The organism is Saccharopolyspora phatthalungensis, assembly GCF_014203395.1.
Classification (GTDB): Bacteria; Actinomycetota; Actinomycetes; order Mycobacteriales; family Pseudonocardiaceae; genus Saccharopolyspora; species Saccharopolyspora phatthalungensis.
On record NZ_JACHIW010000002.1, the window covers coordinates 1,143,386 to 1,155,902 of the forward strand.

Genomic DNA, 12,517 nt, shown 5'->3' on the forward strand with positions numbered 1-12,517 from the left:
CCGGACTGGGCTGACACAACCGGCAGGTTACGTTGCCGGGGCGGCGGATTCCGTCGTGGCTGGGACTGGTGCCGGTCGGCTTAGGGTTGTTTCGTAAGGGTTTTGATCGGTCGCGGTGAGGGGCACCTTCGGCGTGTGGTGGATGAGTTTTTGTTGTGGGGTGGGGGTTTTCGTGGTTTTGGTGGGGTTTTCACCTGATCAAGCGATGCCGAAAACGTGCGAATGGGTGTTCGAATCTGGGAGAATGGAGGCATGGCACCGTTGACGGACACCCGGGACGCGAGCGTGGAGATGATGTCTTCGCCCTCGTCTGTGGTGTCGTGCTCGGATGCCGAGCTCATCGCCCGGATCCAGCGCTGTGAGCAGGCCATGCGGGTGGCGATGATGGAGCAGTTGCAGATCATCGCCGAGGCCGACCGCCGGGGGCTGCACGCCGAACGCGGCGCGAGGTCGATGCAGGTGTGGTTGCGGGAACTGCTCAACATCGACCAGAGAGACGCCACAACCCGGGTGACGGTCGCCCACAACGTCGAAGACCGGGCCTCGCTCTACGGCGAGACGATGCCCGCCGAGCTTCCCCAGACCGCCGCCGCCCTGTCGCAAGGCGCGATCAGCCTCGAACACGCGCGGGTGATCGTGGCGGGCATTCACCGGCTGCCCGAGTACGCCCGCTGTCACCGGGTGAGTGAGGTCGAGGCGACCCTGGCCGGCTACGCCCGCCAGATGCCGCCGCGTGAACTGGAGACAATCGCCGAACGAATCAGGTATCTACTCGACCAGGACGGCGCCTACCAGGACGAAGCCGACCAGCACGAGGCTCGGGAACTGCACTACGGGACCGGCCGTGACGGGATGACGGTCATCAAGGCCCGGCTGGACCGCGAGACCGGGGCGAAATTCGTTGCGCTCATCGAGCCGCTGGCCGCCCCGTGCCCGCAAACCGCCGACGGGGAGAAGGACCCTCGCAGTGCCGGGCAGCGCAATGCCGACGGCTTCGCCGCGTTGCTCGATCTGGCCACCGACTCCGACGGGATGCCGCGTGCCGGTGGGCAACGGCCGCACCTGACGATCACCATCGACTTCGAAGACCTCAAACGCGGGCTGGGCTTCCCCGACGAGCACGGCATGCCCGGCACGCTCAACACCGGGCGTGCCATCACCGCCGAGAACGCCAGGCGCATCGCCTGCGACAGCGAAGTACTGCCCATGGTTCTCAACGGAGCTGGCCTGCCCCTGGACCTCGGCCGGGCCAGGCGAACCGCACCCGCACACCTGCGCGCCGCGCTACTCCAACGCGACGGTGCCTGTTCCTTTCCCGGCTGCGACCGGCCACCGGGGACCCCCGACGCCCACCACCTCGTGAGCTGGATCGACGGCGGCCCCACCGAACTCGCCAACATGACAATGCTATGCGGCCACCACCACCGCACCGTGCACAACCACCGATGGGAAATCCAGATACGCGACGGCAGACCCGTCTTCATCCCACCACCCACCGTGGACATCGACCGAAGACCGCGACCAGGCGGCAAGGCACTGCCCGCCCAGCATCGCCAACACCTCCGGGACCTCATCCCCACCCAACGGGACCCGGCGGGCGAAACGCGCCGCTCGCGTCCCGAAGCGGCGGTCCGACACCACAACAACTCCTCGAAGATCATTTCAGCAGGTGTTGCATCGACCCCTTGAGGCCAGGCGGGAGAACGGCGTTTCCCCAACGCAACCCGGTCAGCGGGCAAGCCTGCCCAGCAGGGCGGAGGCGATGCAGATCATCGTCACTGCCGCCACGGCCAGTACACCGAAGTCCAGTGACAAGTCCGCGGGCGTGCCGATCAGCAGGCCCCGCAATGCGTCCACCTCGTAGCTCAGCGGATTGACCAGGTTGACCACCTGCAGCCAGCCCGGCATCAGGTCCACCGGGTACAGCGCGTTGGAACCGAAGAACAGCGGCATGGTGATCGCCTGCCCGATGCCCATCAGCCGGTCCCGGGAGAGCACGAGTCCGGCGATGGTGATGGAAAGGCAGCAGAAGCACGCCGAGCCCAGCACCACTGCCACGCACACGCCCAGCAGTCGCAGCGGATTCGTCGTCATGGCGACGCCCAGCACCGCGGCGAGCACCAACACCACAAGTGCCTGCGCGAGGGCGCGTATCCCGGCGGCGAACGCCTTGCCGCTGACCATCGCGACTCGCGGCGTCGGCGTGACGAGCAGTTTGGCCAGCACTCCCGCGTCGCGCTCCCAGATGATCTGGATGCCGTAGAAAATCGCGACGAACAGCGCCGACTGGGCCAGGATGCCCGGCGCCAGGTAGTCCAGATACGGCACGTTCCCGGTCGGGATCACCCGCAGCCGGGTGAAAGTCTCGCCGAAAATGAGCAGCCACAGCGCCGGTTGGATCGCCCTGGTGACCAGCTCCGTGCGGTCGTGCCGCAACTTCTGCAGCTCTACCAGGCACATCGTCGCGATTCGCGACACCACCAGGCCCACCGGGCCGCGCCGCAGCGGCTCAACCGACACGACGTGCGACGCGTCGTACGGCACGGACATCGCGCAACCCCTCCCCTGTCTCGTCGCCCAGCGCGTCACCGGTCACCGCCCGGAATGCGTCTTCGAGCGTTGCCTCCGGGCCCACCGCGGCGCAGAGTTCTCGCGGGGTCCCCTCGTTGCGGATTCGGCCGTGGTGCATCAACGCCACGCGGTCGCACTGCCGGGCGGCCTCCTCCATGTAGTGCGTGGTGACGAGCACTGTCATCCCCGTGGCGGCCCGCACCTCGTCGATGCGTTGCCACACCGCCGCACGCGCGATCGGGTCAAGCCCGATGGTCGGTTCATCCAGCACCAGCAGGCGCGGCGCGCTGACCAGTGCTTGGGCCAGCTCCAGTCGGCGGATCATGCCGCCGGAGTAGGTGCCCGCGGTCCGCTCGGCGACGTCGTCGAGTCCGACCGAATGCAACGCCGCCTCCACCGCGGACCGCCGGTGCGCCCGCGGCACGTCGAAGAGCCGCGCGAACAGCGCAACGTTCTCCCGCCCGGTGAGCGCCGAGTCCGCGGAAAGCTGTTGCGGCACATAGCCGATCAGCCTACGAACGGCGAGCTTGCGCCGGTTCACATCGACGCCGAACACCTCGATCGCGCCAGCCGGGGCGGTCAGCAGGGTCGCGATCATGCGGATCGTGGTCGTCTTCCCGGCGCCGTTCGGGCCGAGAAGCCCGAACACTATGCCGGATTCGATGCGCAGGTCGATGCCGTCGACGGCGACCGTGTCCCCGAAGCTGTGCCGCAGTCCCGCACAACGCACCGCCAGCTCTCCAGTCATAACGCCTCCCCGTCGCCCGGTTCGAGCGTCTCGTCGGTGGACAAGTTCGCGAGCAGGCTGTGCAGCACCGGCAGCGCGCGCCGCAGTACGTCCAGTTCCGGCTCCGAGAGTTGGGCGATGCCGCCGCCGACGAGTTCCGAACGCGCCTTGCGCCATAGCTCCAGGCGGTGCTTGGCGGCGCCGGTGAGGTACAGCCGCGCCGCGCGCCGGTCGTCCGGGTCCGTCTGCCGACTCAACATCCCGTTGTCGAGCAGCTGGTTGACCAGCGTGCTGACCGAGTTGGGCGCCATGTGCAGTGCCTGGGCCGCCGTGCTCACGCCGATCCCCGGGCGTGCTTCGACGGCGCGCAGCAGCTCGATGTGCGCTCCGCGCAGCCTAGGCCCCGGCACCTGCGGGCGCAGCTTGCGGCGCACCCGCCGACGCAGCCCGGCCAGCACGGACATCAGCTCGTCGCCGAGCAGCACCGGATCACTCATAACCACAACATACCTCTTATTACGATTTATTCCTAGTGCGAGCCGAAAGGGTAGAAAATTCACGCATAGCGCGAAGGACCAGGAGCACGATGACGCCCCACGGCCGTGCTCGATCGAAGTTTGGACTCCGGCGCGCCCGGAAAACTTGCGAGCATGGACCAGCCGGGACGGGAGCGCGCTACGCACCGGGCGCGTGTGGCGCCGGGCGCACGGCGCGGACGTCGTGGTGTCGGACCTGGCCGATCTCCTGGCCGAGAACCGCTGAAACAAGGGGTGGTGGACGCTGTGACGACTCCTCAGCTACCTGGTTACGAGGTGGCCCCGTGGGAACTGCGGTGGCGGTGGCTCGACCTGGACGCACTTCGCCGTACCGAGTCGACCTTCGCGCTGTCCAACGGCCACATCGGGTTCCGGGGCTCGTTCGAGGAGGGCGAGCCCAGCGGCCTGCCCGGCACCTACCTCAACGGCTTCTACGAGCGACGACCGCTGCCGTACGCCGAGGCCGGTTACGGATATCCGGAAGACGGGCAGACCGTGGTCAACGTGACCGACGGCAAGATCATCCGCTTGCTGGTCGAGGACGAACCGGTGGACATGCGCTACGGCTCGGCCCCGCGCCACGAACGCGTGCTCGATTTCCGGTCGGGGACGCTGCGCCGCCACACCGAGTGGGTCTCGCCTACCGGGCGGCGCGTGCGCATCACCTCGGAACGCCTGGTGTCGTTCACCCAACGCGCCATCGCCGCGATCCACTACGAGGTCGAGCCGCTGGACGGACAGGCACAGCTTGTCGTTCAGTCCGAACTGCTCGCCAACGAACCGATCGAGCGGGAAGGCGGCGATCCGCGAGTGGCCGCGGTGCTGGAAGGCGCGCTGGTTTCCGACTTCGCCGTGGGTGAGGGCAACCGTGCCGTGCTGGGCCACCACACCCGCAAGTCCGGCCTGCGGATGGCGGCGGCGATGGATCACGAGGTGGACGCGCCGGGTCCGATATGGACGGAAAACCGGACCGAGGAAGACCTGGCCCGCCTGAGCGTGGCCACCGAGGTACCCCGGGGGCACAAGCTTGCGCTCACCAAGTACGTCGCGTATGGCTGGTCCAGCCAGCGGTCCCCGCAGGCGCTGCGCGCGCAGGTGGAGGCCGCGCTGGCCGGCGCCCGGCAGAGCGGCTGGCGGGGCTTGCTCGACGAGCAGCGTGCCTACCTCGACGACTTCTGGGAAGCCGCCGACGTCGAGATCGACGGCGACGCGGAACTGCAACAGGCGGTGCGGTTCGCCCTGTTCCACGTGCTGCAGGCCGGTGCCCGCGGGGAGACCAGGGCGATCCCGGCGAAGGGACTGACCGGCCCGGGTTATGACGGGCACGCGTTCTGGGACACCGAGACATTCGTGCTGCCGCTGCTCACCTACACCGTCCCGGATGCCGCCCGCAGCGCACTGCAATGGCGACACTCCACATTGGACAAAGCGCGAAACCGCGCGGCGCAGCTCGGCCAGGCCGGAGCCGCGTTCCCGTGGCGGTCGATCAACGGCGAAGAATGCTCCGGCTACTGGCCGGCCGGCACCGCGGCGTTCCACGTCAACGCGGACGTCGCCGACGCCACCGCCCGCTACCTCGCCGCCACCGGAGACAAGGAATTCGAGGCCTCCACCGGGCTGGAACTGCTGGTGGAGACCGCGCGGCTGTGGACGTCGCTGGGCCACCACGACACGCACGGCCGGTTCCGCATCGACGGTGTCACCGGGCCCGACGAGTACACCGCCGTCGTCGACAACAACGTCTTCACGAACCTAATGGCGCAGCGGAACCTGCACGAGGCGGCTGCCCACTGCGAGTTGCGTCCGGAAGTGGCTCGCGAACTGGGAGTGGACGAGGAGGAAACGGCCCGTTGGCGGGATGCGGCCGACAGGATGATGGTGCCCTACGACGAAATGCTCGAAGTGCATCCGCAGTCCGAGCGGTTCACCAGGCACGCCCAATGGGACTTCGCGAACACCCCGCCGAAAAACTACCCGCTGCTGCTCCACTACCCGTACTTCGACCTCTACCGCAAGCAGGTGGTCAAGCAGGCGGATCTGGTGCTGGCGATGTGGCTGCGCGGGGACGCCTTCACCCCGGAGCAGAAGGCCAGGAACATGGCGTACTACGAGGCATTGACCGTGCGCGACTCCTCGCTGTCCTCGTGCGTGCAGGCGGTGCTCAACGCCGAAGTCGGCCACCTCGAACTGGCCTACGACTACCTCGGCGAAGCGGCCCTGGCGGACCTGCACGACATCTACCAGAACGTCCACCAGGGCCTGCACATCGCCGCGCTCTCCGGCGCATGGATCGCCGCGGTCGCCGGATTCGGCGGAATGCGCGACCACGGCGGCACATTGAGCTTCGCGCCTCGGCTGCCACCCGAGCTGAGCCGCATCGCGTTCCGGATATGCTTCAACGACAGCCGTATCTGCGTCACCATCCGCCGCGACGAGGCGATCTACGCGCTGCTCGACGGCCCGTCGCTGCACACCTCTCACCACGGCAAGCCGATTGTGCTCACACAGGGCCAACCGATCACCCTGCCGATCCCACCGCCACCGCAGAACCCACCACCCCGCCAACCCGTCGGACGCGCCCCGGCCCGCCGCCGGCTCCAACCGGCTCCCGGCGGCTGAGACCCGCCAGGCGGCGGATCAGGGCTCGCCGTGTGGCCAGACGGCGGGTAGCCGGCCGCCGGTTAGGCGGGTCATCCGGGTCGCGGCGCGGAGCAGGACCGGGACCAGCCGGTCGAGGTCGCGGCGGCGGACCGAACCGAGCGGGCCGTAAGCGTTGAGCGTCAGAACGACGTCGCCTGCGGGGCCGAAGACCGGGCCGATGATCGAGTTGACCGGCTCGTCCGCGTTGGGCTGCTTGCTGTGCCGGGAGTTGCGCAGCTTGTCGGCGATGATCAGTGCCACTTCGAGCGCCCGGACGTCGCCGTCCTGCTGGTTCACCCGTTGCAGCGCGGTGGCGAGTTCGAGGTCCAGGTCGTGCTCGCCGCCGAGCGAGTAGCCCCGCGTGCGAAGGGCCGCGATCGCGGCGAGGTGCCGGTCGCGGTCGCCACCGTACTGTTGCACGAGCAACTTCACCCACCGGTCGATCTCGTCGCGCGCCCCCCACGCCTTGAAGATCGTCCCGATGGGCGGTTCGAGCGGGACCCGCATGCCGATGCGCAAGGCGAGGTGCGACGGGGTGGTGTCGCCGACGACGTCCAGGATCACCAGGTCGTCGCCGTCGCGGACGATGGCGGCGATGCTGAGCCCGCTTTCCACGGACAAACGTGCGATCTCCGGGCGCGACGCCGTGTAAGCCGGGTAGCGCTGCCGCATCGACTCGGCTAGCCGGAGGCTGCCGGAGTCGAGCGCGTAGCGCAGCGTCGCGGTGTCTCTGTGCACCATCCCGTGCGTCTCAAGCGCGGCAAGGATCGAGGCGCACGTGGCCTTGTGCACGTTGGCTGCTCGTGCGATCTCGCTGAGGGTGCGCGTGGTGCGCGGGTCCGACGCCAGGAACCGGAGGATCTCGGCGGCGCGGTCGATCGCGGGCACGGGTGACGGCATGACGCCAGCCTGCCATCGTCTCTTACTCAATAAAAGTGTCTTGACAACGAGACACGCGGTTGGGCAGAGTGACTGCCATCACCAGCGGCCCGGTCGTCCCCACTAGCGCGAGTTGTCCCGAGGAGTGCCATGTCAGCTGAGGCCACAATGGACAAAGGCCTGCTCAGCGAGGGCAGAATCACCGAGGAGGGACTTGCGCGCATGCGCGACCTCCTGCGGGTCGAGCTCCGCCGCCCGTTCATCCTGAACACCGAGCTGAACTTCGACGCGGTCCGGCGCTACTGCTGGGGAATCGGCGACGACAACCCGTTGTGGTGGGACCACGACCACGCGCGGCGCAGCGTTTTCGGGGCGCCGGTGGCACCGCAGGGCATCCTCTACTCGACGCATCCGACCTACGTGCAGGTCGGTCTGCCCGGTGTCCACGGCCTGCACGCCGGGACGACGTGGCGCTATTTTCAGCCGATCCCGCTCGGCACGTCGCCGACGGTCAGCTGTTGGCTCGACCGCATCGAGGAACGGGAGAGCACATTCGCCGGCCCGTCCGTGTGGGTTTTCTTCCGGACCGTGTACGCGACGCAGGACGGGCTCGTCCTAGCGGAGGCCGAGTCCTACTCGATCCGCAGCGAGCGGCGGCGCAGCCGCAAGCGCGGCGCCAAGGCCGCGCGGGAGATGAAGGTCTGGCAGCGTGAGGAGATCGAGGCGATCGAGGCGGAGATCCTCGCCTACGAGCGCCGCGGCGCGGTCGACCGTTTCTGGGAGGACGTGCAGGTCGGTGACCGGATGGCCGATCTGCTCAAGGGCCCGCTTTGCGCGACGGACATGATCTCCTGGTACCTGGGCTCGCAGCCGGTCTACCAACCCGCGCACGCGATGGCCCTGCAGCACTACCGCAAGCACCCGAAGTGGGCGTTTCGCAACCCGGCGATCGGCGTGCTCGAACCGAACATCCGCGTCCACGAAAACGTCGACGCGGCACGGTCATCGGGGCTGCCCGCGCCCTACGACGTCGGGATCCAGCGCCAGCAGTGGACCTTGCAGGCACTGACCGACTGGGCCGGGGACAACTCGTTCCTCAAGTCCGCGAGCACCCAGATCCGCGGCATGAACTACTTCGGCGACCTCACCCGCATCGGCGGCTCCGTGACCCGCAAGTGGGTCGACGACGACGGGGACGCCGTGGTCGAGCTGGAATTCGCCTGCACCAATCAGCTGGGCGAGAACACCATGCCCGGCCGCGCGGTCCTCGCGTTGCCGCGCCGGGGCGGCCCGAGCCCCGTCGCCGCCGCGCGGTCCCGCCGCCAGGACCGGGCGGCATACCTCGCCCAGACCGCACCGGACCTGGTGCCGCTCCCGGCGGTCGCGCCGTGACCGCGGCGACCCGCCCGTTGGCGGGCTACCGGGTCCTCGATTTCACCCACGCCGCGGCCGGTCCGTACGCCACGATGTGGCTCGCGGACCTCGGCGCGGAGATCGTCAAGATCGAGAAGCCCGGCCGCGGGGACGGCGCACGCTACATGGGCGAGCCCATGCACGGGCCGAAGCACTCCGACTACTTCGTCGCACTCAACCCCGACAAGCGCAGCGTGTCGATCAACCTGCACACCCCCGAAGGCGTTGCGCTGGCCCGCGAACTCGCCGCGCACTGCGACCTGGTGATCCAGAATTTCCGGCCTGGCGTGCTGGACAAGCTGGGCCTGGGCTTCGAGGACCTGCGCGCGTTGCGGACGGGCCTGGTCTACTGCTCGATCTCGGCGTTCGGCGCCGCGAGTTCCTGGCGTGGGCGGCCGGCCAACGACATCATCATGCAAGGCGTCACCGGGCTGATGGACATCACCGGGGAACCCGAGGGCGATCCGGTCCGGGTCGGCGTCCCGATTTCGGACTACGCCACCGGCCTCTTTGGACTCTCCGGCGTGCTCGCCGCGCTCCTCGTGCGGGACGCACACCCCGACGGCCAGCACATCGAGGTCAGCATGTTCGACAGCACGCTCGCCCTGATGGCCAACTACATCCCGGGCGTGCTCGACCTGGGCACCCCGGTGCCCCGGCTCGGTCGCGGTCACCCGCAAATCGTGCCGTACCAGGCGTTCCGCTGCGCCGACGACCGCTACGTCATCGTGGGCGCGTTCACCGCCGCATTCTGGCGCCGGCTGGCGGCCGCGCTCGGCCACCCGGAGTGGATCGACGATCCACGGTTCGCGACCAACACCGCGCGGGTGGAAAACCGCGACGTGCTCGTGCCGATGATCGAGAAGATCCTCGCGGGCCGCACCCGCGACGACTGGTGCGCCGTCCTCGAAACGAACGACGTGCCGTGCACCCCGGTGAACTCGGTGCAGGAAGCGCTCGACTCGCTACAGGCCCGGGAGTCGGCCACGACGATCGAGGTCCGCGACGAGGCCCAGACCCGCTCCGGACATGTCGCCGCCAACCCGATTCGCTCGGCTGCCTGGCCGGACGCGCGGCACCACACCTCGCCGCACATCGGCGAGCACACCGAACAGGTGTTGGCCGACCTGCTCGGCAAGACCCCCCAAGACATCGACGCGCTGGTCGAGGCCGGCGTCGTCGGACGAGAGGAGACCGGATGAGCGCCCCGACGCCCGCCACCGACGCGGCGCGCCGCAGCGGCCCGCTGACCGGCCTAAAGGTTCTCGACCTGGCCCACCAGTACGCGGGAGCCCTGGCCGGGAGCATGCTCGCGGACTTCGGCGCCGACGTCGTAGCCGTCGAGCACCCGGACGGCAACATGGTCCGCACCATGCTGCCGCTCAAGGACGGCACCTCGCTGTGGTGGAAGGTCGCCGGCCGCGGCAAGCGTGCGATCACACTGCGGCTCTCCACCCCCGAAGGCCGGGAGATCGCCCTGCGCCTCGCCCGCGACGCGGACGTCATCATCGAGAACTTCCGGCCCGGCACCCTGGAACGCTGGGGGCTCGGACCGGAGGAACTACAGGCCGCGGGGGCCCGCGCGGTCATGCTCCGGATCAGCGGGTTCGGCCAGACCGGCCAATACCGCACACGACCCGGGTTCGGGTCGGTCGCCGAGGCGATGAGCGGCTTCACCCACCTGACCGGCATGCCGGACGGCCCGCCGGTCTTCCCGTCCACGACGCTGGCCGACGGCGTCACCGGCACTTTCGGTTGCCTGGGCGCGATGGCCGCGCTCGTCGGCAAGCTTCGCGGGGTCGCGCCCGAGGGCGTGCAGGTGGTCGATGCGTCCCTGGTGGAGTCGATGTTCCGGATCATCCCGACCCAGGTGATCGGCTACGACCAGCTCGGCATCGTCCCGCATCGCCCCGGCAACTTCATCGGCAGCCACGGGGTTCTGCGCAATCTCTACCGCTCGTCGGACGAGGTGTGGTTCACCGCGAGCGCGGTGGGCGCGGCCACGATCCGTCGCATCCTTACCGCGGTTGAGGCCACGGACCTGATCGACCGGATCGAGACCGTGCTGGCCAGCCGCGACCGGGACACCCTGGAGGGCTTCTTCTCCACCGCCGACAAGCGCGTCGTCGCCTGGGCCGCTAAGCACACGTACCAGGAGATCGAGGCGGCGCTGCTCGTCAACGGAGTCGTCTACGAGCGTGTCTATGACGTCAAGGCGATCTTCGACGACCAGTTCTTCATCGAGCGACGCAACATCATCGAGGTGCCGGACAGCGAGCTCGGGCTCGTCCGGATGCAGGGGATCGCCCCGAAGCTGCCCAACTACGACCTGACCGTCACCCACGCGGGGCCGGCCCGCGGCCACGACACCGACGAAGTTCTCGGCGAGCTCGGCCTGAGCGCCGAGGACATCACCCGGCTCCGCGACCGGCACGTCCTCTAGAGAATGCGCGGCGCTGGGGCCGTCCTCGCCAGACGAACGTCTGAAGAACCCGGGAGGTTCAACGATGAACCGCATTGGTCGAATGCCGATCGCGCGCATGGTGGCCGCCGCCGCGGCGACGGTCGCGCTCACCGTTGTCAGTGCCTGCGGCGGCAGCGGGAGCTCCGGCTCCGGTTCGAATACCGGGGAATACCTCATCGGTGCGTCCCTCGCCTTGTCGGGTCCGAGCGCCGTCTACGGCTCGAACCTCGGCGGCGGGATGCAGGCGTACTTCGACTACGTCAACAAGTCCGGCGGCGTGAACGGCAAGCAGATCAAGCTGAGCCAGGCCGACGGCGGGTTCGACACGGCCACCACGATCCAGAGCCTTACCAAACTGGCGCAGCAGAAGCCGATCGCCATCGGCGGGCTGATCGTCTCCGGCGCCACGGCCGGCGCGGTCAGCACCATCGACCAGCTCAAGATCCCCGTGCTGATCGCCTCGCCGGTGGCCTCGCTGAACCGGCCGCCGGCGTCGCCGTACATCTTCGGCGCGGGCGGACCGGTGATCTCCGACGAGGCGTTCATGCTGTCCGACTTCGCCACCGCGAACCTGATCAAGGGCGGCAGCCCGCGGGTGCTCACGGTGAACCACATCTCCACCGAGGGCGAGTCGTTCAGCGAGAACATCAAGAAAATCGCCGCGGACAAGGGCTGGACCCTGGTCGGCGACGAGTCCTACAAGGTCGGCACCCTGAACTTCGACGCGCAGGCCGCCAAGATCGCCGCCGCGAAGCCGGACTACATCTTCATGGCGCCGGACACCTCCGGCACCACGCTGATCAAGGCGCTGAAGGCGGCCGGCGTGACGGCGACGATCCTCACCAGCCAAGGCGGCCCGCACGAGGACCAGCTCGCCGACCTGGACTACCCGTCGATCTACGTCGGTCGCGAGATCCGCTACCCGAGCGGTGACGCTCCCGCCGTCAAGGACTACCTCGACCGGGTCAAGGCATCCGGCGGCAGCGTCGACCCGACATCGCACGTCACGCAGTACGGATATCTGCAGGCCCAGATCATCACCGAGGTGCTGAAGAAATGCGGCGCCGACTGCGATTCCGCGAAGTTCCTCGACACGATCAAGAACATCGGGACCATCGACACCCAGGGCTTCACCGCCGGTCCGGTGACCTACTCCGCGGACACCACGCAGGGCCTGCACACCGAGGTCGTCTACACCTGGAACGCGAACCAGAAGAAGGTCGAGCCGACCCCGGGCACCTACAACTACCCGAGGCGGCCGTGACCGGCCGCGGACGGCCGAGTGGC

Annotated in this window: 10 protein-coding genes; 6 read left to right on the forward strand and 4 right to left on the reverse strand. The window is 68.7% G+C overall.

Going from position 1 to position 12,517, the window contains the following annotated elements; genetic code table 11:
* Window positions 1–252: 252 nt before the first annotated feature.
* Complete coding sequence (locus BJ970_RS31455; RefSeq protein ID WP_184730979.1) at window positions 253–1,689, forward strand: HNH endonuclease signature motif containing protein; 1,437 nt, start codon at window positions 253–255, stop codon at window positions 1,687–1,689.
* A 39-nt stretch (window positions 1,690–1,728) separates the two neighbouring features.
* On the opposite strand, the gene BJ970_RS31460 is transcribed toward BJ970_RS31455, so the two are convergent.
* From BJ970_RS31460 to BJ970_RS31470, 3 genes are read right to left on the reverse strand one after another with little or no spacing between them, the layout of a single operon-like run.
* Window positions 1,729–2,550: an ABC transporter permease gene (locus BJ970_RS31460; RefSeq protein ID WP_184730981.1), complete on the reverse strand. Its 822-nt coding sequence runs from the start codon at window positions 2,548–2,550 to the stop codon at window positions 1,729–1,731.
* Entirely contained in the window at window positions 2,510–3,319 is an 810-nt protein-coding gene (locus BJ970_RS31465) for an ABC transporter ATP-binding protein (RefSeq protein WP_184730983.1), read from the reverse strand. Before BJ970_RS31465 ends, BJ970_RS31460 begins: the two co-directional genes overlap by 41 nt.
* Window positions 3,316–3,795, reverse strand: coding sequence for a MarR family winged helix-turn-helix transcriptional regulator (locus tag BJ970_RS31470; RefSeq protein ID WP_184730985.1), 480 nt, complete (start codon window positions 3,793–3,795; stop codon window positions 3,316–3,318). Before BJ970_RS31470 ends, BJ970_RS31465 begins: the two co-directional genes overlap by 4 nt.
* Window positions 3,796–4,080: 285 nt before the next feature.
* Between BJ970_RS31470 and BJ970_RS31475 the strand changes: the two genes are divergently transcribed.
* Window positions 4,081–6,453, forward strand: a complete 2,373-nt coding sequence (locus BJ970_RS31475) for a glycoside hydrolase family 65 protein (RefSeq protein ID WP_312864566.1) — start codon at window positions 4,081–4,083, stop codon at window positions 6,451–6,453.
* A gap of 18 nt (window positions 6,454–6,471) precedes the next feature.
* On the opposite strand, the gene BJ970_RS31480 is transcribed toward BJ970_RS31475, so the two are convergent.
* The gene (locus tag BJ970_RS31480) at window positions 6,472–7,374 is read right to left on the reverse strand and encodes an IclR family transcriptional regulator (protein WP_184730989.1); all 903 of its coding nucleotides are present in this window, start codon (window positions 7,372–7,374) and stop codon (window positions 6,472–6,474) included.
* Between the two features lie 129 nt (window positions 7,375–7,503).
* Here BJ970_RS31480 and BJ970_RS31485 point away from each other — a divergent pair, with 129 nt between their 5' ends.
* From BJ970_RS31485 to BJ970_RS31500, 4 genes are all read left to right on the forward strand, one after another.
* On the forward strand, window positions 7,504–8,745 hold the full coding sequence (locus BJ970_RS31485; RefSeq protein WP_184730991.1) for an FAS1-like dehydratase domain-containing protein: 1,242 nt from the start codon (window positions 7,504–7,506) through the stop codon (window positions 8,743–8,745).
* A complete protein-coding gene (locus tag BJ970_RS31490; RefSeq protein WP_184730993.1) occupies window positions 8,742–9,968 on the forward strand; it encodes a CaiB/BaiF CoA transferase family protein in 1,227 nt (408 codons plus the stop codon). Before BJ970_RS31485 ends, BJ970_RS31490 begins: the two co-directional genes overlap by 4 nt.
* A complete protein-coding gene (locus BJ970_RS31495) occupies window positions 9,965–11,209 on the forward strand; it encodes a CaiB/BaiF CoA transferase family protein (protein WP_184730995.1) in 1,245 nt (414 codons plus the stop codon). The genes BJ970_RS31490 and BJ970_RS31495 overlap by 4 nt, the downstream gene beginning before the upstream one ends.
* Window positions 11,210–11,273: 64 nt before the next feature.
* A complete protein-coding gene (locus BJ970_RS31500) occupies window positions 11,274–12,494 on the forward strand; it encodes an ABC transporter substrate-binding protein (protein ID WP_184730998.1) in 1,221 nt (406 codons plus the stop codon).
* The last annotated feature ends 23 nt before the right edge of the window (window positions 12,495–12,517 follow it).

Bases quoted from the DNA above. Each gene is read 5' to 3' on its own strand.
- BJ970_RS31495 (WP_184730995.1), top strand. From the start codon at position 9,965: ATGAGCGCCCCGACGCCCGCCACCGACGCGGCGCGCCGCAGCGGCCCG.
- BJ970_RS31470 (WP_184730985.1), bottom strand. From the start codon at position 3,795: ATGAGTGATCCGGTGCTGCTCGGCGACGAGCTGATGTCCGTGCTGGCC.
- BJ970_RS31465 (WP_184730983.1), bottom strand. From the start codon at position 3,319: ATGACTGGAGAGCTGGCGGTGCGTTGTGCGGGACTGCGGCACAGCTTC.
- BJ970_RS31460 (WP_184730981.1), bottom strand. From the start codon at position 2,550: ATGTCCGTGCCGTACGACGCGTCGCACGTCGTGTCGGTTGAGCCGCTG.
- BJ970_RS31480 (WP_184730989.1), bottom strand. From the start codon at position 7,374: ATGCCGTCACCCGTGCCCGCGATCGACCGCGCCGCCGAGATCCTCCGG.
- BJ970_RS31500 (WP_184730998.1), top strand. From the start codon at position 11,274: ATGAACCGCATTGGTCGAATGCCGATCGCGCGCATGGTGGCCGCCGCC.
- BJ970_RS31485 (WP_184730991.1), top strand. From the start codon at position 7,504: ATGTCAGCTGAGGCCACAATGGACAAAGGCCTGCTCAGCGAGGGCAGA.
- BJ970_RS31455 (WP_184730979.1), top strand. From the start codon at position 253: ATGGCACCGTTGACGGACACCCGGGACGCGAGCGTGGAGATGATGTCT.